The sequence below is a fragment of the Croceibacterium mercuriale genome (assembly GCF_000802385.1).
In the GTDB taxonomy this organism is placed as follows: domain Bacteria; phylum Pseudomonadota; class Alphaproteobacteria; order Sphingomonadales; family Sphingomonadaceae; genus Croceibacterium; species Croceibacterium mercuriale.
In genome coordinates, this window is the sequence record NZ_JTDN01000001.1 from 2,010,185 (window position 1) to 2,033,547 (window position 23,363).

A 23,363-nucleotide genomic window follows, 5' to 3' on the forward strand; every position below is an offset into this window, starting at 1 on the left:
AGTGAGCCGATCCCGATCCCTCAGAAACGCAGGGTCACGCTGGTGCGGGCACCGACGCGAGAGGCGTTGCCCACATCGCCTTCCACGCTCCAGCGCAGGCCAGGCGTGATATCCACCGCGGTGCCGCCACCGATGTGGGCACGGGTGTCCGTGAAGCCCGGATTGGCCACCGTGAACGGCGCGTCTTCCGAGATCACGCTGGCAGTCACCCCCAGCGGCGTGTCGCTGAGATCCTGGTCCAGGCCCAGCTTGACGAAGGCCTGCCAGTTCGGCGCCAGGCGGTAGCCGCCCGTGATCCGGGCCCGCACCACACTGGATGTGTTGCGCTGGCGCGCCACGTTCAGCGCATCGAACGGCAAGGCACCCCCTTCGGCGAAGCCATCGACCCGGCTGGTCACCCCCAGCACCTCGGCCGAGGCGGCGAGGTTGGCGCGGGGCGAGCTGGTGACATATTCGAAGCCGCCGCCATAGACGGTTGCCGTGCCATCCACCCCGTTGAACGAGGCGGAGCCACCATTGGCGATGCGATCACCATCATAGCGGTAGCTGCCATGGCTGACCCGCGCCGACACCCGGAAGGCACCGTCCAGCGCCAGCGGAGCGGAGACACCGGCGGCGAAGATGTCGCCCCTGGCCTCGCCCTGCAGGTACCGGGACGTCACCTCGCCATCGCTGTGGGTATAGGACACCTGCAGCTTGGCGAGCGCCAGTTCCGCCGCGAAACCCACGGTGAAGCGGGTATCGCGTGACCGGAAGCGGGTGAAGCCCGCCTCGTTCCGGCTGCGCGCCTGGTCATAGGCGATCGAGCCGGTGGCATAGATCGCCCGGTCGGCCAGCTGGGTGTAGCCGCCCAGATCGGCCAGGCCGTTCAGCACCGACAGGCGCTGGTGATCGGCAAGGCCGGCATAGGCTTCAGGCGAGGCGCGATCGAAGATGGCGGCCAGCGCCACCGCATCCCGCGCCGCCAGTGCGCCGGCAACCTGCTGGACCAGATGGCCGCCACGATACTGGTCCACCCCGCCATTCGTGCCGACCCGCAGTTGGCTCAGCATCGCGCGCTGGTTGGCATTGGCGGTCGCAGCGTCGATGAAGCCGTTCCCTCCCGCATTGCCCAGCCCGATCACGGTTCCATTGGACAGGTTCAGGCCGACGCGATTTCCGAAGGCGCTGGTCACCGTTCCGAACTGGCCCGTGACTGCTCCCGGTGCGACGTCGAAGATCTGCACCGTCTGGCCCAGAGCGGGTTCGAAGCCGCTGCTGTTGGCAAGGGCCAGGGTGGACCCGTCCTGCAGCGTCAGCTTGCCCGACACGATGATCAGGTCGTGGCCGCCTGCATTGCCGGCACCATTCGGCCCCTCGATCTCCATGAACGCCGTCGACCGGCTGCCCAGCGTCAGGTCGGCAAAGCCCATGATACCGGGCGAGTTGCCGGGCGAGAGCAGGCCGGTGGAGCTGCCGCCGATGGTGGTGACACCAGCGACCTGGCCGTTGCCGGTCAGGCGCCCGCCATTGGTCACCTGCAGCGCCTTGCTGGCCATCATGCCGCCCGAGGTACCGGAGCCGAGATGCAGCGCACCGCCATCGACGGTGGTGGTGTCGGACGTGACGACACCCACGACGTCCAGCGTGCCGTTCACCTGCACCTTGTTCGCCTGCAACGTGCCGCTCTGGCGGACGCTCAGCTCGCTGCCCTTCTCCACCATGAAGCTGCCGTTCTGGACGTTGACGGAGTTGGACAGGCCGAAGGCGCCGCTGGTCAGCGAGACGCTGCCGCTACCCGTGACCGTGCCGTTGAAGTTGCCGCCATTGGCCAGCAGCAGGTTGTTGCCGTTCAGCGCCAGCGTACCGAAGCCGCTGAGATTGTTGATGGTCTGGTTGCCCTTGACCAACGTCAGGCCCGCCTTGTCGGCAATATCGACCTTCAGCGCGGAGTCGAGGATGCCCGCACCACCGACCGCCACCGTGCCGGCCGTGACGAACAGCTGGGCCGGAGCGAAGCTGCCCGCCGCTCCTGCCAGCGTCAACGTGGCTGCGCCGGTCTTGATGACGCTGGCCGTGCCGCCGGTGATGTTGCCGGCAAAGATGCCGTCAATCGTCTGATCGACCGCCATGGCTGCGCCCTGCGCCAGCACGATGCTGCCGCCGGCGCCGGACAGCGCCCCGCTGGCGATGTCGCCTTCAACGGTAATGGTGCCGCCGTTCAGCGTCAGGCCGCCACCCACCTGCAGGTTGCCCGCCACGCTCAACGTTCCCGCATCCTGCCGATAGCCGGAGCTCACGAGCACGTCCGATCCGGACCGAACCGTGCCACCCGCCAGCGCCAGGCTGCCATTCACGCCAAGCGCGCCGCCGATCGTGGTGCTGCCGCCAGCCTGGGCAAAGCCGCCGGTGCGCAGGGTCTCGCCCACCATCAGCTCGGCATCGGCCAGTGTCAGCATGCCGCCGACATCCAGCGCGCCGCCCATCGTGGCCGCACCGCCGGTCTGGGCATGGGTGCCGCGCACCACCGCATCACCAGCAATGGCCAGGCGGCCATTCACCTGCTGCAGGTTGCTGCCGACGATCATCGCACCACCTGCGCCGAGGGTGGCATCGTTGATCGTCAGCCCGTCAGCAACGGTGAGGGCTCCGCGAATGTCCGCAGTGCCGCCCGCCTGGGCAAAGGCGCCGCCTACCTCCAGCATGCCGCCCGCCGTCAGGCGGCCAAGCGTCTGCGAGTAGGAGCGGGCCACGACCGCATCACCGGCAATCGCCAGCACGCCGTCGTCGAGTCGCAGATTCCCGCCGGTGCCGAAATCCGCGCCTGTCGTGGTCGTCCCGCCGGTCTGCGCAAAGTCGCCACCGGCCATCAGCGAACCACCGACCTTCAGCGCGGCATTGTCCGTCGTCATGCCGGACTGCACCACGAGAGCGCCCCCGATCGCGGTCTCGCCACCCACCTGGGCGTAGCTGTCACCGACCTTCAGGGCGCCACCCGCAGTCACCTTGCCGATTGTCTGCGCATAGCTGCCCAGCACGATCGCCTCACCGGCAATCGCTAGCACACCATCGTCCAGTCGCAGATTGCCGCCTGTGCCGAAATCCGCGCCTGTTGTGGTCGTCCCGCCGATCTGCGTGTAGTCGCCACCAGCACCGATCGAGCTGTTCGCGGCCAGCGTGCCGCCATCCACTCTCAGGCTGGACTGCACCGCCAGCGCGTGACCGACAGCCATGACCCCTTCGGTCTGGGCGTAAGTGCCGCCGACTTCCATCTGACCGCCCACAGTCACCCTGCTGCGCATCTGCGTATAGGCACCCGACACAGCAGCTTCGCCAGCAATCTCGAGCGCGCCATCGTTCAGCCGCAGGTCGCCGCCAATGCCGAAGTTCGCACCAGCCGTCGTCGTGCCGCCAGTCTGCCCATAATCGCGGCCAGCCATCAGCGAACCATCGACCTTCAGCGCGGCATTGTCCGTCGTCATGCCGGACTGCACCAGGAGAGCGCCGCCGATTGCGGTTTCGCCACCCTCCTGAGTGTAGCTGTCGCCGACCTTCAGGGTGCCACCCGCAGTCACCCTGCCGAGTGTCTGCGCATAGCTGCCCAGCACGGTCGCCTCACCGGCCACCACCAGAACACCATCGTTCAGCCGCAGATTGCCGTCGGTGCCGAAATCCGCACCTGTCAGCGTGGTGCCGCCAGACTGCGCATAGTCGCCACCAGCACCGATCGAGCCCTTTGCGGCCAGGGCACCGCCATCCACTGTCAGGCTGGACTGTACCATCAGCGAGCCGCCGATATCTGCTTCCCCGCCGGTCTGAGCGTAGACGCCGCCGACCTGCATCCGGCCGCCTGCGCGCAGGATGCTGCCGGTCTGGATGTAATTCCCCGTCACGGCCGTATCGCCGGCCACCGTGAGCAGGCCGTCCTGCACTCGTGCGTCGCCCTCGATGCCGAAGTCGGCACCTGCAGTCGTTATGCCCCCGGTCTGGGCATAGCCGCCGCCCGTCCCGATGGTGCCACCGACATCGAAGATGGCATCGTCGACCGCGATGCCGGAGCCGACAGTCACATCGCCGCCGATTTCGGCCGCGCCACTCACCTGGGAGTAGGCACCACCCACCATCAGGTCCGCCGGGGTGGCAAATTCGGCGGAACCGGCGATGAAGTCGCCCGCAACCGACACGTCCTCACCCGCGTTCAACAAGGCGTCGTTCAGCGTCACGGCACCACCGACCTTCAGGGTCGTGCCCAGCGTCACCTTGCCGGCGGTCTGGCGGTAATCGCCGCCTACCAGCAGGTCCGCGCTGCCGCTGGTGCTGCCTGCGGTCTGCTCGAAGGCATCCACCACCACCATGGACGCGTCGCTCGCGATGGTGCCGGTATTGGCGAGCGAGCCGAAGCGGTTCACCGATCCTGCTGCCAGCGACAGCGTGCCGGCGTTCTCGGCCGCGCCCAGCACCAGCAGTTCGCCGGCATTCGTCAGCCTGCCCGCGTTGCCGAGCTGGCCCACCTTGGCGCCCGCATTCCCTGCGATGTTGACGGAGCCGGTGTCTGCGTTGGCCAGCGTGCCGCTGACGACCATCGGCGCGCTCAGGTCGAGCAGGCCGCTATTGGCCACTTCCTCCAGGCTAGCGAAGGCGAGGATCCGGGTGATGCCGGCATTCTTCAGGCTGGCAACCGCGTCCTCGCTGCCCCAGATGAAGGTGCCGGGTTCCCGGACGTCGATCGCCAGGCTGTCCGCCAGGGTGCCGGACAGGGTGGTCTCGACACCGCCCTGCTCGATCGTCAGTCCACCCGTAAAGGTATTGGCGTTGGACAGCAGCAGCTTGCCCACGCCGGCCTTCACCAGCTGACCGGCGCCGTTGATCACACCGGCGAATTCACCAGCGCCGGCAAGATCCAGCCGCAGGGTGTTGGCCACCTCCCCGGTCAGCCCGCCAAGGCTGATCCTGGCATCGCTGTTGCTTGCGAGGCCAGCCGTCGTGATGGTGCGCGTCGTGGCACTTTCCGATCCGCCGACCATGTCGCCCAGGATTGCCAGGCGGCCATACTGGTACAGGTAAGGGGTCGTCAGATCGCCGCCCAACGCCAGCAGGCCACTGTTATAGGTATAGCTGTCGCTGGTGATGTCGCCCATGCTCATCAACGTGGCGTCGGGCCCGTTGTACAGGTAGCCTCCCGTCATACCCTTCGCGAGTAGCGTCCGGCCTTCGTTCACCATCCAGCGATTGTCGAGCTGGCCGTAGAAGGCAGTCGCCCCTTCGCGCCCCGTATGGATGTCGATGAAGCTGGCATCGGCATGGAAGGCTGCGTTTGCGCGATTGTCGAGGTAATTGCCGTCCACAGAGGCAAACGCGGCGAGTTCGGCCTTGCCGCCCAGATAGGCACCGGACAGCCGTTCCGCGCCATGGAGCTCCAGCCGGCCACCGTTCATCTGCAGCGACCCACCACTGGCCTGCATCAGGCGCCCGGTGCTCTCGCCAAAGCGGGTGCTGACCAGGCCATTGTTGATGGTGAGCGACCTCAGGCTGTTCTGCGCGGTGAAATAGGCGGCGCCGCCATACAGCGTGTCACCGATGATCATCGCGCCATTGCTGAACGCCCCGGCCAGCAGGGCATGGTCGCCCGTCACCGCCTGGTTGTCGTACACGGCGATGCGTCCTGTCCCGCCGTTCAGGTTGACGGCATTGGCCAGGGTGACCGCGCCTTGCGCATATTCCGACCCGAAGATGAGCGTCGAACCGTCCTTGACGAAGCCGTTCTGGCCCCAGGTCAGGGCCTGCCCCGGCGCGCCGTTCAGCGATCCGAAGTTGAGCACCAGCCCCTTGGCATCGACCGCTGCGAAGCCGCCGCTGCCGTCCCAGTTCAGCTGGTGGGACAAGCCGCCAACGCGCCGGACCACGGTGCCGCCTGCCATCCAGACACCGCCATTCTGCGACGTCAGGTTGCCGATAGTGCCGGCCCCGTTGAAGGTGAGATGGCTGTTGGCGTTCAGGCCGACGCCGTCGACCGCCTGCAGCGTGGCGCCGCCGACATAGGTGGTACCGGTGTAGGTATTCTGACCCAGCAGCTGCACCAGTCCGCCGCCGGTGATCTGCAGGCCTGCGCCCGCGCCGGACGCGTAGGCCGCGCCGGCATAGCTGGCGGAGCTGTCATCCGCGATGGTCCCTTCGAAGCGGATCGTGTTGCCCGCGCCCGGCGTCAGCGTGACGTTGCTGCCCTTCATCATGAACAGGTCGCTGCCGATCGCCTTGCCCGCGGACCCGCCATTGTTGGAAGAACCCGCCAGCGAGGCGTTGTTCTGGAACAGGGAGTTGCCCGCAATCACCAGCGTGCCGCCGCTGCGCACGAAGATCGCGCCGCCGAACCCGGAACCGCCGCCGCCATTCGCGCCATCGCCGTCCGAACCGGCACCGGCGCCAAAGCCGGCGGAGCCGCCCGCACCCGCGTCACCGTCCTTGGCCGCGCCGGTGGCGCCGCCCACGCCGCCCGTGCCGCCCGCACCGCCGCCCGCGCCGAAGCCGCCGGCACCGCCGGTGCCACCGGCGCCGCCTTCTCCACCATCGGTATAGGACCGCGCACCGTCGCCGCCATTGCCGCCATTGCCGCCGGCGCCGCCGCCGAAGAAGGTGCCACCGCTGCCGCCATTGCCGCCGGAGCCGCCATCACCACCGAACGCGACCTGACCCTGGTTGAGATCGTATACCCACTTGCCCAGCAGGACCGCGTTGTAGGCGACATCAGCCCAGTCGAGCGCGATCGAGATGCCCTTCGCGACGGCGATCGGGAATGTGAACGGCGATGAAGCGGCCGCCGCCTCGGCCGTGGAGGCGATGGCCGACTTGGTGGCCATCGTGATCGACAGGGCCAGGCCCGTATTGCTCGCCACGCCTGACGATCCGCTGCCACCGTTGCCGCCTGCGCCACCCGCGCCGGTCAGCGAATTGCCGCCCTTGTAGCCGTTGGTGCCCGACCGCCCTTCGCCATCGTCCATGATTGCATTGAAGCTGCTGCCGTTCTTGCCATTGCCGCCGTTGGCACCGAAGGCGCTGGTCACCAGACCGTTCATGGCGCCCCCATTGGCGAGTTCCGCCGCGCCCGGATCGATCCGGTAGGTGACGGTGCCGCGCGCCTGGTCGATGCCGGTGATCACCGCAAACGCAGGCACCCCACCACCCGAAAGCAGCGCGCCGACCTTCAGCCCGTCGGTGCTTGCCACGGTCAGGGTGTTGCCCGTGCCGGAAATCACCTTGCTGAACGAGGCGACGAAGGTGTTGTCCGCTATCGCTGCCGCCGCGGCCGATGTGACCGCGTTGCTGAGGGTGATCCTGGCACCGTCGATCCCGGTGATCCGGGTGCCGGTCGGAATGCCCGATCCGCTCACCTCCATCCCTACCGCCAGGTCGTTGCGGGCGGCCGCCAGGGTGATCGCCTGCGAGCCGACAGCAGCGCCCTGCAGGCTGGCGACAAAACCGGAACCGGGCGTCACCGCATTGGAGAAGGTGATGGTCCCGTCGCTGGCAATTTCCGTGATGATGGTGCCGGCCGGGAAGCCGTCGCCGGTCACCGTCATGCCGACCGTCAGCCCGGCCAGGGAGCCGAGCGGCTTGATGCTGTTGCTGCCCGCCACGGAGAAGCGCGTTGCATGGAACTGAGTGATGGAGACGACCTGCAGATTGCCGACCGGCGCGGTCGTGCCATTGCTCAGCTCAATCGCGGTTGCCTTGTTCTGCGCGTCATAGGTCACCTTCGTGATGGTCGTGCCGGCCGCGATGCCGTCGCCGACCAGCGCCATGCCGACCTGCACCTTCACCGCATCAAGGGTACCGGAAAGGTTGAGCGAGGTCGCACCGGTGGCCGGGCCTCCTGCCGGGCCATACGCTGCCGTGTCGAGCGTTGCAGCGTTGATCGCCGACGGATCGATGACGATCTGCTTGTCGAAGGTCACGCTCTTTCCATCGATGCTGGCGATGCTGGCGTTTGCGGCAGCACCGCCAAAGCTAACATTCGCGCCAGCGCTGATCAGCGGATTGGCGTGGGTCATGGTGGCGCCGGTGATGACCAGCTGGTTCTGCTCGTTCCGGGCAACAGTCGCCGCCACGCCGAGGGCGGTGATGGCCTTGGCGTCAAGCTCCAGCGACGGCAGGTTGATGGTGATGTCGGAAAGCGACACGGTTGCGAGGCTGCCGCCTTCGCCGCCCTTCACGGTGTTGCCGATCAGTTCCACGTTGCGCAGCGTCAGGCTGGCACCCTGGTCCACGAAGAACACGCCGCCCAGGCCCGCACCGCCACCGCTGCCCGCACCACCTTCGGTATAGTAGTTGGTGAAGATGGTGGTCCGGTCGGAGTTACCGACGCTCCGCGATGCGCCTGCCTGGACGATCTCGCCCTTGGAGCCGTTGCCATCCACCACCGTAGGCGCGCTATCCTGCGCATGAACGGCGCCAATCGGAACCAGCGACGTTGCCAGCGTGGACGCCCCGATGAGCAGGCGCGAATAAAGCTTCATTGAATAACCCCCGAGAACAGATCCCGGCTGCCGAAGCTTCACCGCTTGCGAGGTAAGGAGCATCGTAGCCGACCAAACCGGGCTAGCGAGCGCCACTTTCCTAATGGTAAATGGCGGATTAGCGCCAAACCGAAGGCGGACGAAGTCACAGACTCATGGCGATCTTGCCCGGCGGTCAGTGCTCGTCTCGGTGAGCATCGCTTTCATGTGGGTCGGCACCGGCCACGTAATCCGTCGGTTCGCCGGATGGCCGAGCTTGTGACCGGTGCGCCCGAGGCTGACGAACGATCTGTTTTCCGGCCGGGAGTTCCGATACGGACACCACTTTCATGATGATGCCGGACCATCGCTCGTGTTGAACACGCCAGGCGAGCATGTCTCGACCCAGCCGAACGTCGCCGGCGTCGACCCGGGCGCAGGATGGCGGCTGCGCTACTGGTCGATCTTCACCGGCCAGGCGCTGTCGCTGATCGGCTCCGCCATGACCCAGTTCGTGCTGGTCTGGTGGATCACGGCGACCACCGGCGACATTGGCGCACTGGCGACGGCCGGCCTGGCCGCATTGTTGCCGCAGGCTTTGCTCGGGCCACTCGGCGGCACCTTCGCGGATCGGTACAGCCGCCGCCTGCTGATGATCGCCGCCGATGCGACCAGCGCCCTTTGCATGATGGTGCTGATCGCCCTCTTCCTGACCGACCGGATAGAGCTGTGGCACGCGTATGCGATGATGTCCGTCCGCAGCGCAATGGCCGCGTTCCAGGCACCGGCTTCCAGCGCCAGCACCGCGATGCTGGTACCCGCCGGCTTTCTTCCCCGGGCGGCAGGACTGAACCAGACGATGTTCGGCATCATGACCGTCGCGGCCGCGCCACTTGGCGCTCTTGCCATCGGTGTCATGCCGATCGGCATGGCCTTGTGGATCGACGTGGCGACCGCGGTGACCGGCATCGTGCCGTTGCTGATCTTTACCGTCCCCCAGCAGCATCAGCCGAACGACCAACCGCGCGGCATGTGGGTCGAGTTCCGCGAAGGCGTGCGCCTCGTCCGGCGCAGCCCGGGGCTGCTGCGCATCTATGCCATGCTTGGGGGCGTGGTGCTGGTGATCATGCCGTCCTTCACGCTGCTGCCTCTTCTGGTGACAGAGCACTTCGCGGGCGGCGCTCAGGAAGTTGCCATCCTGGAAAGCGTCGGTGGCGCGGGGATGATTGCCGGCGGCATGATCGTCACCGCACTGGCACCCAGGCGTCTCGTGACGTGGATCCTGTGGGGCTTTGCCTTTTCCTGCTTCACCCTGGCGTTCACGGCGCTGACACCACCGAGCCTGTTCTGGCTGGCGGCTGCCTCATGGGGGCTGAGCGGGCTTACCTTCATCATGGGCAATGCGCCGTTCACGACCCTGATCCAGACCACCGTGCCCAATCACCTGCAAGGCCGCGTGCTGGCGCTGCTCAGCACGATCATGGGCTTTGCCGCGCCTGTCGGGCTGGCTGCGGCAGCACCGCTAGGAGAACTCGTCGGCATACGCTGGCTGTTCGTGATGATGGGCACTGCCGGCGGCTGTATCGGCCTTGCGGGTTTCCTCTCACCGACATTGCGGCGCTTCGGAACTACCATGAGCGGCCTCAGGGCAGACAGAGAGGTGCCGGCGGTCGGCGGATCTTAAGCGTAGGCTTGCGCCCGCTCGAAGCCGGCCGTCTGTTCATCGGGCGTCCTTGCCGGAAAGGGTGCTCGTGAGTTCGTGCTGCAAGGGCCCGTCAGAGCAGTTTGTCCAGGGTGATGGGCAGGTCACGAACCCGCCTGCCGGTCGCGTTGAAGATCGCGTTCGCGACCGCCGCGCCAACTCCGGTAATGCCGATCTCGCCGATGCCGCGTGCGCCCATCGGCGCATGTGGATCAGGGATGTCGGTCCAGATCACGTCGATCTCGGGTACGTCCATGTGCACGGGGACGTGATATTCGGCCAGACTCGGATTCATGATGCGTCCCAGCCGCTCGTCGAATTGGGTTTCTTCCATCAGCGCCAGACCGAGCCCCATGATGATGCCGCCGCGGAACTGGCTGGCGGCGGTCTTGGGGTTGAGGATGCGGCCGCAATCGAACGAGCCGAGGAAACGCTGCACGCGCACCTCGCCGGTGACGCCGTTGACACCGACTTCGCAGAACATCGCACCATGGCTGTGCATCGACCAGTGCTGCACTTCGATCGGCGGCGGCGCGCTGCCTTCCACCACCAGTTCGTCGCGCTGCGCCCGCGACAGGATCGACGCGTAGCTTTCGTGCCGGTCCGGGTCGTCCAGCTTGCCGAGACCACGGTTCACGCCGCCAACCTCATCCGCCGCGAGGCCGGCCAGCGGTGAACTGTTCCCCGCCAGCTTGAGCAGCTCGGTCACCAGTTCGCGCTGCGCGGCGATGATCGAGAAGCCGATGGAGGCGGTCTGTTGCGATCCGCCGGCCATCACCATGCCCGGCTGAAAGCTGTCGCCATAGCGGAAATCGACCTTGTCGAGCGGCAATCCGAGCCGGTCGGCCACCACCTGGGTATGCGCGGTCATCGTGCCCATGCCCATCTCGTGCGCAGCGATCTCGACCACGACGCTGCCATCCTGCCCCAGCGTCATGCGCGCCGCACCGCCAGGCATGCGATGATAGGGATAGCACGCGGTGGCGACGCCCATCCCGATCTGCCATTCACCCTCGCGCCGGCTGGCGGGTGCGCCGCGCTTCGACCAGCCGAACCGCTCGGCACCGTCGCGAAAGGCCTTGGCCGTGTCGCGCTGCGATGGTGGCGCGCCGGTCACCGGGTCCTTCTCCGGCTCGTTCTTCAGCCGCAGTTCGATCGGGTCCATGCCCATCTCGACCGCCAGTTCGTCCACTGCACATTCCAGCGCAAAGGTGCCCACCGCCTCGCCCGGCGCCCGCATGAAGGTGTTGGCGAGCATGTCGATATGCGCGACCTCCAGGTCGAATTTGAGGCTGCCGCTCGCATAGGCGCTCATCACCGGCAGGATGAAAGGCTCGGGCATCGGATTATGCCGGCTGATGACCACGGTGCCGGTATGGACCAGCGCGTCGAACGTGCCATCCGCCCGCGCGCCGATTGCCACACGCTGCTCGGTGCAGGTGCGGCCCCCGACCACACGGTGAACTCCCTCGCGCGACAGCGTCAGGCGTACCGGGCGCTCCGTCAGCTTGGCGGCTGCGGCCGCGAGGACCTGGTGCCACCACAGGCCTTTGCCGCCGAACCCGCCGCCGACGAACGGCGAAGTGACATGAACCTGGCCCTCCTCGATCCCGAACACCTGGGCGAGGCTCCAGGCGGTATGCGCAACCATCTGCGAAGCGTCGTGGACGCGTAAGGTGTCGCCATCCCACGCCACCGTACAGGCATGCAGCTCGATCGCATTGTGGCTGTGACGCGGCGTCGTGTATGTGCGATCGACCTTGTACTGCGCTAGGGCGAGGCCCTTGGCAGTATCGCCCCGCTCCATTTTCAGCGGCTGCCCCATGAACTGGCCGGTTTCCGTACCCAACGCCTTGGCAGCGGCGAACGCTGTGACGGCGGGTTCGGTCTCGTATTCGAAGCGGAGCAACGACCGGGCATGATCGGCCTGTTCCTGCGTTTCGGCCAGCACCAGTGCGATCGGCTGCCCGCTCCAGTGCACGCGATCGTCCTGCATGATCGGCAGATCGATGCCACCGGCCGCCTTGGGCTTGGACATCAGCAACGGCACCTTGGCCATCCGTGGGGCGTTGAGATGCGTCATCACCAGCGCCACACCCGGCGCGGCCTCGGCCGCGGCCATGTCGATCCGGCTGATGCGACCCCTGACCACGGTGCTGAATGCGACGGACGCATACAGCATGCGATCGAGCGCGAACTCAGCGGCGAACGGCGCCGCGCCGCGTACCTTCTGCGGACCGTCGAGGCGGGACAGCGGCTTGCCGACATTGCCGTGCTGCTCGCGGATCAGCGGATCGGGCCGCCCGCCGGGAATGAAGCTGTCGGGCGCAAGCTGGACAGCCTTCTGCATCACCATCTGGGCGACGCCTTGCACGGCGTTCTTGGCGTCCTGAAGGATGTTGCTCATGCGTCCGCTCCCGCCAGATCGGCCAGCACGGCGGTGATCGTCCGCGCCGCCAGTTCGATCTTGAACCCGTTTTCACCAAGCGGCCTTGCATCCGCCAGTTCGGCATCGGCAGCGGCGCGGAACGCCCCGGGCGTGGCCGGTCCGCCCCGCAGCAGCCCTTCTGCCTGTGTCGCGCGCCACGGCTTGTGCGCCACGCCGCCGAGCGCAAGACGGACGTCCCTTACGCGGCCGTCGCTCACCTCCAGCGCAGCGGCGACGGAGACCAGCGCAAAGGCATAGCTCGCCCGGTCACGGACCTTGCGATAGGCGGAGTTGGCGGCGAGCCTCTGCGCCGGCAAGGTGATCGCCGTGATCAGGTCACCGGGCTCGAGCACCGTCTCGATGTCAGGCCGATCGCCCGGCAGGCGGTGGAAGTCGGTGATCGCCACGCTGCGTTCGCCACCCGCCCCGCTGATGTGCACCGTCGCATCGAGCGCGGCGAGCGCCACGCACATGTCGGACGGGTGCGTCGCCACGCAGGCGTGCGAAGCGCCGAGGATCGCGTGAATGCGATTGAAGCCACCGATCGCATCGCACCCCTGGCCGGGCTCACGCTTGTTGCAGCGGGATCCTTCGGTGTCGTAGAAATAGGTGCAGCGCGTGCGCTGGAGCAGGTTGCCGCCGACGGTCGCCATGTTGCGGATCTGCGCGCTGGCACCGGCCAGGACCGCGCGGGCGAGCACCGGATATCGCGTACGTACCGCCCGGTGAGCCACCAGCGCGCTGTTCTTCACTCCCGCGCCGATCAGCAGGCTGCCGTCCTCGCGCTCCTCGATCCCGTCCGACAGGCCGGTCACATCGATCAGCGCGGCTGGCCGCTCGATCGTCTCGCGCATCAGATCGACCAGGTTGGTGCCGCCGCCCAGAAACTTTGCGCCCGGCGCAGTCGCGAGGTCGAGCGCCTGCGCCAGGTCGGTGGCATGTGCATAGCTGAACGGAGTCATTCGGCCGACTCCGCGACATGGGCGAACCGCTCCAACGCGCCTCGATCGCCCGCATAGACCCCGCTGATCGCGTCGATGATGCCGTTATGCGCGCCGCAGCGGCATAGGTTGCCGCTCATCCGCTCCTGGAACTCGCCGCGGCTGATCGCGATGGTCTCCGTGGCCAAGTCCTGCGTCACGTGGCTCGGCATGCCGCGCTCGATCTCGCCCGCCATGCCGATCGCAGAGCAGATCTGCCCCGGCGTGCAATAGCCGCACTGGAAACCGTCGTGATCGACAAACGCGGCCTGCAGCGGGTGCAGTGTATCGCCTTCTGCCAGCCCTTCCACCGTGGTGATCTCACGGCCATCATATTGCACGGCCAGCGCCAGGCACGAGAGTATCCGCTCGCCATCGACCAGCACGGTGCAGGCCCCGCACGCACCCTGGTTGCAGCCCACCTTGGTGCCGGTCAGGTGCAGTCCCTCTCGCAACAGGTCCAGCAAGGACACGCGCGGATCGTCCGGGACTGACACCGCTGAGCCATTCACGTGGATAGGCATTGATCCGGTCTCCTGTTGCGCCGGATCTAACCTACGCTCAAGTGACGACGCTCACAACATGACCGTATGGCCCAGACGCCGCGCATGCTCCGGTGATGACGACACCATCATTCACGTACTGGCAGCGGGGCAGGCGCGGGGTGGCGGTCGATGATGCCGTCGAGCTGGCGAACGATCGCAGGCTCTGACGATGCCATGTTCCGCGTTTCCTGCGGATCGCCGACGAGATCGTACAGCTCGTGGATGCGTTCGCCGGTGCGATCGTCCGTCCAGCGGACCAGGCGGTAACGCTCCGTGCGGATTGCCTGACCCCAGTGATGCGGGCGGGGATAGGTGTGGTAAGCGTAGCCACGCAGCCGGGTGCCGGGCTGGCGCAGCACCGGTACCAGGTTGATCCCGTCGATCGGCTGCGGCCCGGCCGGCGCGGGCAAGCCGGCGAGCGCCGCCAGCGTGGGATAGATGTCCACGGTCTCGGCCAGATGTCCGGTAGCGGCGCCGGCGCTGACCTGCGGACCGGCGAACACGACCGGAATGCGCGTCGCCTGTTCGAAATTGGTGTGCTTGGTCCACAGGGCGTGATCGCCCAGGTGGTAGCCGTGATCGCCCCACAGCACGACGATCGTGTCCTCGGCCAGACCGGCACTTGCCAGGGCATCCAGCACCACGCCGATCTGGGCATCGACATAGCTGACGCCCGCATAATAGCCGTGGATCAGCTGCCGCTTCAGTGCGTCCGGGAAGTCAGCCTCCGACGTGTTCGGCGGCACAGGAGTGTAGGCGGCGATCTCCCCGCCGGTCTTGCCAGCCAGCGCCGGGGCGCCTTCGGGCAGGTGGTCCAGCATCGGCATGGGCAGAGCTGCGGGATCGTACAGGTCCCAGTATCGCGCCGGTACGCTGAACGGCAGGTGTGGCCGGGCGAAGCCTACCGCCAGGAAGAAGGGCCGGTCGCTCTGCCCCAGCGCCGCCAGCCGGGTGGCGGCATGGCGCGCGCTGCGACCGTCGGCATAGGCGTCATCCGGCACGTCCGGCCGTTCCCAGGCAAGCCCGCGTGGAAGCGCGGCGGCGATGTCCCATACGTCGCCATCGGGCAGCTCGAAGTCGCCGAACAGCGCCTCCTCCCTGGTGCGGCCGATCGCCTGCGCCTCGGCGGAGACATACTCGATCACATGATCCTTGTGCGGCGGCACGGACCAGCTTTGCGGATCGCCCACGGTGCCGTGGCCGGTATGGAACACCTTGCCGATGCTTTCGGCGTGGTATCCTGCCCGCATGAAGTACTGAGGCAAGGTGACTGCCTGCGGCATGACGTCCCGCAGGTTGATCCCGAAATCGTAGATGCCGGAAGATGTCGAGCGGGCGCCCGTCAGCAGGTTGAAGCGACTTGGCGCGCAGACCGCCTGATTGGCATAGGCCAGGTCGAACCGCGTGCCGCGCGCGATCAGCCGGTCGATGTTGGGCGTGATGGCGACCGGATCGCCATAGGCATGGATGGCGGGTTTCAGGTCGTCCACCAGGATCAGCAGCACGTTGAGGCGCCGCGGCGGGCTGTCCTGCGCAGCCGCGGGCGCCGCGCCGCCAAACGTGGTCATCGCCAGCGCCATGCCCAGCCAGCGCCGGAGCCTGCGGCGGATCATGGCGTGGCGCCCTGCCCGGGCGGAACCGGGCTGTCATCCAGATGCGGGCGACCCGCGACCGGGCGGTTATCTCCCTGCTCGCGGCGCCAGTCCGCCAGCATGCGGCGCAACCGGCGCACGGTGCCGGCATGAGCCGGATCGGCGGCAAGGTTGCGGGTTTCCTCCGCATCGCTTTCCAGATCGTACAGCTCCTCCGCCGGGCGGCGGAAATAGGCGTCCACGATCGCCTGCGCAGCGGGATCGTGCTGCGCCGCCTCCCGCCAGCTGGTGAAGTAGGCGTCGCCGCCCAAGGGGGCATACTGGTCGGTGTGAGTGGTGAACACGTGCCCGGGTTCCAGGTTGGCGATGTACTTCCACCGGCCGGTCCGCACCGCACGCGCCGGGTAGACGTTGATGTCGCCATCATTGTTGTGCGTGGTGAAGATCGCCTCCCGCCCGGCGAAGCTGCCGCCAGGGCGCAAGGCTGCGGCAAAGGACTGCCCGTCCAGCCCTTCCGGTGCAGGTCCACCGGCCACGTCGACCAGGGTCGGCAGGATGTCGACCCAGCTGACCATGGCCTGCGTACGGGTTCCGGCCGGCGTCACGCCCCGCCAGCGCACGAACAGCGGGGTGCGCGTGCCCGCATCATACAGGTTCCACTTGCCGAATGGCCACTGCGCCCCGTTGTCGCCGGTGAACAGCACCACGCTGTCCTGCCCCAAGACTGCGTCGGTGGCCGCGACCACGTCACCCAGTTCCTGATCCATCCGGGCGATGGCGGCGTGGTAGGATGCGCGCGCCCCCCGCGTCGCGGGTGTATCGACCGAGCGGGCCGGGAGCGTCAGGGTGGCGGGATCGATCCCGTCACCCGATTGCGGCCAGGGCACATGCGGCCAGTTGCTGCCGACGAACAGCGCCAGCGGTCGGGGATCGCGCCGCGCCTTCAGCCAGCGGATCGCCTCCGGCACGGCGCCGTCGTCGTGGAAGGTGTCGCGGGCGGAGTGGTCGAAGCCGTAGGTGGCAGTCTGTTCGTAATGCGCGACCTTGCCGAAGGCGACCACCTGGTAGCCCAGCGACTGCAGGTAGGACGGCAGCTTGCGCAGGGCAGGATCGGGCCGCGCATGGTTGGCCTCCGCCGTGTTGCGGGCCGGCATCAGGCCGGTCAGCAGCGCGGCCCGGCTGGGTGCGCAGGATGGCGAGGCGACAAAGGCGCGGTCGAAGCCGATCCCTTCGGACGCCAGCCGGGACAGGTTGGGCGTACGCGCATCGGCGCTGCCATTGGGCGCCACGTCGAGGTAGCCGAGATCGTCGGCGATGAAGATCACGATGTCCGGTCGGGCCGGCGGCGGCGGTGCCGCCTGCGCCAGAGCACGGCCCGGCAGCGTGGCGAACAGTAGCGTGGACAGCAGCAGCGCGCGCCGGCCGATCCCCTTGCGCCCGGCCATCAGAACCGCACCCGCGCGCCCAGCGCGTAGACGGTCTCGTCCTCCAGCAGGGAGAAGTTGATCGCCCGATCCCCGCGATAGATCGAGGTGCGGTTGCGCAGGATGTTGGTGCCGCCGACATCCAGCCGCAGATTGTCGCTGACATCGTAGCCGACGCTGAAGTCCAGCCGGCCGGCCGCACGGGTATTGGCCAGCAGCACGGGCACATAGGCCTCGTTCACGCGAGCCGGATCGAACGGGCGCAACTGGATGCCCCCGGTGCTGTCGCTGTCGATGTAGCCGGACCGGTGCGTCCAGATCAGGCGGCCGCTGAGGCCGGCCTTGTCGTACAGGAGCCCGGCCGTGTAATTGTACTTTGACACGCCGACCAGGGCGTATCCGGCCAGCGAATCGTCTCCCTTGATCTCGGTATCTGCCAGCGTGAAGGCACCCTGCGCGCCGAAGCCGGACAGGATGCCGGGCAGGAAGTCGAAGAAGTACTGTGCGCTCAGTTCGACCCCCTTCAGGTCGGCGGAGCCGACATTGCGCGGGCTGGAGATCAGGTAGTTGAGCCCGGCGATCGCCTCCTGCGTCGCGGCGGTGACGACCCGGTCCTTGATCGACCGGTAATAGCCGGTGACCGCGACGTAGCCGCTGTCGAAGTAATATTCCGCCGTCACGTCGAAGCTGTCGGATTTCTGCGGACGCAGATCCGGATTGCCGCGTGATCCACTGTTCAGCAGGAAGACGTTGCCCACCAGCGTCAGGGACTCTGTCGGGCTGAGGGTAGCGAAGTCCGGCCGGCGGATCGCGCGCGAATAGGTGAAGCGGGTCTGGAACCCCGCCGGGAACTGCAGCCGCGCGGTGAAGGCGGGCAGGACGTCGGTGTCGGAGGTGGTCGCCTCCACCTGGTTGAAGATGGTGCCTGCCCGTTCGAAGCCGGAGATCGTCCGGTCGGTCCGCACCAGCCGGGTGCCGAACACGCCGTCCAGCGTCAGCTCGCCCAGCGGGATCTCGTAGGTGCCCTCCAGATAGCCGGCATAGGTCGTCTCCTCCGCATCGAACTCGCGCGTCGGATCATAGGCGGGTGCCTGCAGCGGCAGGTTGAACAGGGCCCGCAATTCGTTGCGGCCGCGTTCGGAGCGTAGATAGGCGGAGTCAGCGCCGAGGAAGTCCGCCCCACCATTCAGCCGCGGCGCTTCGCCGATTACCCCGATGAAGTCGGCAGACAGCGGCAGGGTGGAGACGAGCCGGGCATTCGCCTCGGTCGCCGTGCCGATATTGCCGAAGCCGATCGACTGCACGGTGTTGGTCTGCTGCACGCTCTGGAACCGGGCCTCCCGCCGGGCAAAGCGGATGCCGGCGCGCAGCTTCGTCAGCACGCTGTCGAATTCGTAACCGCCATCCAGCCGCGCCTGGAACAGCTCGCCATCCCCCCGGGTGTAGTTCTGGTTGATGGAGTTGCGCAGCGACAGGTTGGTCGCGCTGAGGGGAATCGCGGCATCGATGGTCATGGCCGGGCCGTTGTCGACATCGGTCTCGATGAACACCGAAGGCACGCGCTGCCCGACCTCGGCATTGAAGGTCTCGTTCACCTCCTCCGATGTCTGCCAGGCGACGTCGAGCGTGGCGGTCGCGCGATCCGTCGCGAACTTCAGACCGCCGGCGATCAGGCGGTTTGCCTGCGTGCGATCCTCCGAATTATTGTTCTGGTTGATGACGATGTTGTCGAACCGAGCGCTGGTGATGTTGCACACCCGCTCCACGGTGAAGGGCTGCAATGTCCGGGTGCCATCGGCATTGCTGACGATGGTCGGGTTCGTGCCGGCCGCGTTCACCCGCGCATCGAAGCAGTAATCGTCCGCGGTCACCTCCGCCAGGCGGGTACGGTCGGTAAAGGGCTGCGCATTGAAGCCGGCAAAGCCGGTGGTCGCGCCGAAATAGGTGTAGAAGCCCTCGACATAGGCTTCCAGCTCCGGCGTCGCCTGCCATTGCAGGGCGGCGTTGATCTGGCCGCGATCGACCTCGCCCACATCGGGCATGTTCTGGATCACCTGCGGGATCAGGTAGCCCGGCTGGTTCAGCGGCGGCCGCCCGGAATAGCGCCGCTCCGTCATGTTGCTGGCCCCGCGGATCGTTTCGGCGGTCGACCAGGTTGCATTCACCAGCAGGCCGATCTCGCCGAGCGGCGTGTCCGTCCGCACGGAGGCGAGCGCACCGATCTGCGGGTTCACGGCATCGGCATTCTGCGCGTAGTTGCCACGCGCGGTCAGGACGAAGACCCGGTCGTCCAAGGAGAAGGGCCGGTTCAGCCGCAGGTCGATCGACCCCGCCACGCCGCCTTCGATCTGGTCCACCGTCTGCGACTTGAACACGTCCACCCGGTTCAGTGCTTCGGCCGGCATGTCCTGCAGGTCGAAGTCGCGGCCGGTCGTGGTCATCACTTCCCGCCCGTTCACCGTGGTCAGGATGTCGGTGAGGCCGCGAATGCGGACGCCGCCCAGTTCGTTGTTGCGGTCGTTGACCACCTGGATACCGGGCACGCGTTGCAACGCCGCCGCCACCGTGGGATCGGGCAGCTTGCCGATATCGGTGGCGACGATGGAATCGACCACCTGTGTCGCGGTGCGCTTGATATCCGCGGCCTGCTCCAGCGAGGAGCGGATGCCGGTCACGATGATCGTGCCTTCCTCCGCCTCCGGCGCGGGTGTGACGGCGTCCCGGGCACCGGCTGTGCCCGGCCAGCCGCCCGCACCTGCCGCGACGAGTGCGATCAGCGATACAAGGTTGCGGCGCACCTGACAGGCGCGCGAAAAGGTCGATGTCATCAATGCCCCCGAAAATCGGTCTAGTCTGCAATGACACCTGGCGTGGTCGCCTCGGCGCAACTTGGTACGATGCAGCTTGAACGATGCAGCATTCAGGTCAACAACAGTTCCGCTTGTGTAACAGGCAGTCCGGCTTGCACCTGCCAGCGTTACGAGAGACGTCCACGATGCCGACCAGCAATTCAGCGAAGCGCCGGCTCGCGGCAGAGCCCGAAGGCATGATCTGGATTCCCGGCGGCACCTTCACCATGGGGTCGGACCGCTTCTACCCGGAGGAAGCACCGACGCGACGGGTCGCGGTGGACGGCTTCTGGATCGATCCCGCACCTGTCACCAACCGGCAGTTCGCCGGCTTCGTCGCCGCCACCGGCCATCGCACGATGGCGGAGATTGCGCCCGATCCGCGCGACTATCCCGGCATGTCGCCCGACATGGCACATCCCGGATCGGTGGTGTTCCATCGCCCGGCCGCGCCGGTGGGCATGGGGGACGTGACGCAATGGTGGCGGTTCGAGCTGGGCGCGGACTGGCGCCATCCGGCCGGCCCATCATCCGATCTCGACACGCTGGAGCTCTGGAATCATCCGGTGGTCCACATCGCTCATGGCGACGCGGTTGCTTATGCCAGATGGGCGGGCAAGGATCTGCCGACCGAAGCGGAGTTCGAGTTTGCCGCGCAAGGCGGCATTGATGGTCGCGACTACGCCTGGGGGGACGAACTGGCACCTGACGGCGCGATGCTGGCCAATTACTGGCAGGGTCGGTTCCCGTTCGACAACCAGCTGCTGGACGGGTGGGAGCGGACCTCTCCCGTCGGCACCTTCCCGCCGAATGGCTACGGGTTGTCCGACATGATCGGCAATGTCTGGGAATGGACCCGGGACTGGTGGAGCAGCCCCTCCGACCTTGTCCGGTCATGCTGCACCATCAGCAATCCGCGGGGCGCACGGCTGCGCGACAGCTTCGATCCGGCGCAGCCTGGCCGCCGCATCGGCCGCAAGGTCCTGAAGGGCGGATCGCACCTGTGTGCCGCCAATTACTGCCAACGATATCGCCCAGCCGCCCGTCACCCCGAGACTGTCGATACTTCCACCTCGCACATCGGGTTTCGCTGCGTGGTACGAGCGACCTGATCACCGGATTGCTCAACGACCGGCGCTGACCAGCACGGCCGAGTACCACAGCTCGAAAAGCTGCTTGGCCGTGCCATGCTCCTATTGGCTCACATGCAGCTTCGTGCCGCGCAGCACCATTCGGTCGCCCGTGATATCGAACCGATGCGGTACTGCCGGAATGAACAGCACGTCGCCGGGTCCGAGCGTGCGCGAAGTCCCGCCCTAGATCCGATCTGAGGAGGCTCAGTCTGTCGGCAGCGCGTCCAACGCGTTCGTCACCCGGCGACGCAGGTCCGGATCGCGCGTGATCTCAAGCATGGCGCTGAGGCTTGCACGGGCAGCGGCGATCTGCTGATCGACAATTTCGAGCCGTGCTCGTTCCCACCATGCATGCGGATAGGCCGGTGCCATGGTCGTCATGCGGATGTAGAGTTCAAGCGCTCGACGCCCCTTGCCCGCCAGTTCGGCCCGCGATGCCTGGTTCTGAAGAAGGCGGACAAGCACGGCGCGGTTCGGCATGGCAGCGACGTGCACGACCTCGCCACCGGTCTGCAGCAGCGCGGCCAGCCGCTCTGGCCCGACACGCACGCCGCCGGTGAAGGGATCGACAATGACCGGCGCCGCCTCCGTGCCGATCGCGACCAGCACGTGACCTGGAACATCGAGCACCTCCGCGCTCCAGCCAAGCCGTCGCGCAGTCGCGACCCAGAGGATGGACAATGACACCGGCAGCCCGCGCCGACGGTCCAGGACGCTGATCAGATCGGCATTGGCAGGATCGTCATAGGTCTCCGCATCGCCTGCAAATCCGAACTCGCCGACGAGGACTGCGGCCAGGGCCTCGGCGCGCTCGGCAGGCGTCTCTGCCTCGACGCCGACCAGATCCAGCCGCGTCTCCATCGCATCGAGCAGGTCGTGGTACGGGGCGAGGTCGGTGCCCGGATGATCGGGCAGCGCCAGCGACAATGCGGCCTCATCAAGGACGATCTCGCCCTCCTCTACCAGGCCGAGGCGGTTCAGGTCTTCATGCATGCGCCCAAGATGGGGATCGGAGGAGGACACGGGAACCCGCCACGGGGCGACCGTCACAATCATGGAGGTGCGCGCTTGCGCCGGGCGATGGGGCGCGGCACGGGCGCGGCTTGCATCCTCATGATGCTTCGATCGGACGGGAAGGCAGGCATCTTGGTGGCGGATAACGAGGACAGCCCTGCGCTTTACCAGCGAAGATCAGGCGTGTTCGCCCTGGCGACCCTGTGCTGCTTCCTGTGGGGCAGCGCCTATCCCGCGATCAAAGGCGGCTACGCCCTCCTGCTGATCCCGCCGGAGGATATCGCCAGCCAGGTGCTGTTCGCCGGCTGGCGTTTCGTCATGGCCGGGGCCATCCTGCTGCTGGTGGCGGGCGCCATCGGCCGACCGGTCCTGTCGCTGGGCGTGCGCGATGCCGGCCGGGTCGCCCTGCTGGGGCTGACGCAGACGGCAATCCAGTACGTCTTCTTCTATGTGGGCCTGGCCCATGCCAGCGGCGTCAAATCGTCCATCATGAACGCTACCGGCGTGTTCTTCAGCGTCGGCATCGCGCACCTGATCTATGCCGACGACCGGATGAGTGCGCGCAAGGCGCTCGGCTGCATGATCGGGTTCCTGGGCGTCGTCGTGGTCAATCTCGGCGCCGGGGGCCGCCTCACGCTGGATTTCACGCTGCTGGGAGAAGGGTTCGTCACCATCGCTGCATTCGTGCTGGCGGCTGCCTCAATCTACGGGAAGCACATCTCGGCCCGGATCGATCCGCTGGTGATGACGGGCTGGCAGCTGCTGATCGGCGGCGCGCTGCTGACTGCGGGCGGACTGACGGCCGGTGGGTCCATGGCGGCCCTTGGCTTCGCATCCGGCGCCCTGCTGCTCTACATGGCGCTGCTGTCATCCGTGGCATTTGCACTGTGGAGTCTGCTGCTGAAGCACAATCCCGTCGGCATGATCGCCGCGTTCAACTTTCTGGTGCCGGTATTCGGCGTCAGCCTGTCCGCCGTTTTCCTGGGCGAGTCGATCCTGCGCTGGAACAATCTGGCCGCGCTCGCCCTGGTCAGCCTCGGGGTCTGGCTCGTGACGCGACCGCGCCGGGCAGCACCTGACGGCTGCATCCTGCCGGCTGCCGGTCCGTCAGTCCGGCCGTGCATGCGCGTCAGGCTGCGGCGCACTCCTCCTGCAAGGTCAGGTCTTTCAGGATGGTGTGGATCTGGTCGCCGGACAGGCGGCTGACGTCGAAACCGCTGCTGGCGCG

11 protein-coding genes are annotated in these 23,363 nt (G+C 67.1%); 3 read left to right on the forward strand and 8 right to left on the reverse strand.

The window, feature by feature from the left end:
- Positions 1-20: 20 nt before the first annotated feature.
- Positions 21-8,489, reverse strand: coding sequence for an autotransporter-associated beta strand repeat-containing protein (locus tag PK98_RS09330; protein ID WP_039095958.1), 8,469 nt, complete (start codon positions 8,487-8,489; stop codon positions 21-23).
- Between the two features lie 352 nt (positions 8,490-8,841).
- On the opposite strand from PK98_RS09330, the gene PK98_RS09335 reads away from it, so the two are divergent.
- Positions 8,842-10,152 (forward strand): MFS transporter, encoded by a 1,311-nt coding sequence (locus PK98_RS09335; RefSeq protein WP_081996111.1) that lies wholly within the window; start codon positions 8,842-8,844, stop codon positions 10,150-10,152.
- A 91-nt stretch (positions 10,153-10,243) separates the two neighbouring features.
- Here the strand turns inward: PK98_RS09335 and PK98_RS09340 are convergent, their stop codons facing one another.
- From PK98_RS09340 to PK98_RS09365, 6 genes are all read right to left on the reverse strand, one after another.
- Positions 10,244-12,577, reverse strand: a complete 2,334-nt coding sequence (locus PK98_RS09340; protein ID WP_039095962.1) for a xanthine dehydrogenase family protein molybdopterin-binding subunit — start codon at positions 12,575-12,577, stop codon at positions 10,244-10,246.
- On the reverse strand, positions 12,574-13,560 hold the full coding sequence (locus PK98_RS09345; protein ID WP_039095964.1) for an FAD binding domain-containing protein: 987 nt from the start codon (positions 13,558-13,560) through the stop codon (positions 12,574-12,576). The genes PK98_RS09340 and PK98_RS09345 overlap by 4 nt, the downstream gene beginning before the upstream one ends.
- Complete coding sequence (locus PK98_RS09350; protein ID WP_081996112.1) at positions 13,557-14,102, reverse strand: 2Fe-2S iron-sulfur cluster-binding protein; 546 nt, start codon at positions 14,100-14,102, stop codon at positions 13,557-13,559. The genes PK98_RS09345 and PK98_RS09350 overlap by 4 nt, the downstream gene beginning before the upstream one ends.
- A gap of 107 nt (positions 14,103-14,209) precedes the next feature.
- On the reverse strand, positions 14,210-15,736 hold the full coding sequence (locus PK98_RS09355) for a sulfatase (protein WP_039095966.1): 1,527 nt from the start codon (positions 15,734-15,736) through the stop codon (positions 14,210-14,212).
- Positions 15,733-17,160 (reverse strand): sulfatase family protein, encoded by a 1,428-nt coding sequence (locus PK98_RS09360; RefSeq protein ID WP_039095968.1) that lies wholly within the window; start codon positions 17,158-17,160, stop codon positions 15,733-15,735. Before PK98_RS09360 ends, PK98_RS09355 begins: the two co-directional genes overlap by 4 nt.
- Positions 17,160-19,967 carry a TonB-dependent receptor gene (locus tag PK98_RS09365; RefSeq protein ID WP_052208278.1) on the reverse strand — a complete coding sequence of 936 codons (2,808 nt, stop codon included), beginning with the start codon at positions 19,965-19,967 and terminating at the stop codon, positions 17,160-17,162. Before PK98_RS09365 ends, PK98_RS09360 begins: the two co-directional genes overlap by 1 nt.
- A 218-nt stretch (positions 19,968-20,185) precedes the next feature.
- Here PK98_RS09365 and PK98_RS09370 point away from each other — a divergent pair, with 218 nt between their 5' ends.
- Positions 20,186-21,100, forward strand: a complete 915-nt coding sequence (locus PK98_RS09370) for a formylglycine-generating enzyme family protein (RefSeq protein WP_039096597.1) — start codon at positions 20,186-20,188, stop codon at positions 21,098-21,100.
- Between the two features lie 225 nt (positions 21,101-21,325).
- Here PK98_RS09370 and PK98_RS09375 read toward each other — a convergent pair whose 3' ends face one another.
- Positions 21,326-22,048 carry a SirB1 family protein gene (locus tag PK98_RS09375; protein ID WP_235425444.1) on the reverse strand — a complete coding sequence of 241 codons (723 nt, stop codon included), beginning with the start codon at positions 22,046-22,048 and terminating at the stop codon, positions 21,326-21,328.
- 186 nt (positions 22,049-22,234) lie between these two features.
- Here PK98_RS09375 and PK98_RS09380 point away from each other — a divergent pair, with 186 nt between their 5' ends.
- Positions 22,235-23,341 (forward strand): DMT family transporter, encoded by a 1,107-nt coding sequence (locus PK98_RS09380; protein ID WP_200884990.1) that lies wholly within the window; start codon positions 22,235-22,237, stop codon positions 23,339-23,341.
- Positions 23,342-23,363: the final 22 nt, after the last annotated feature.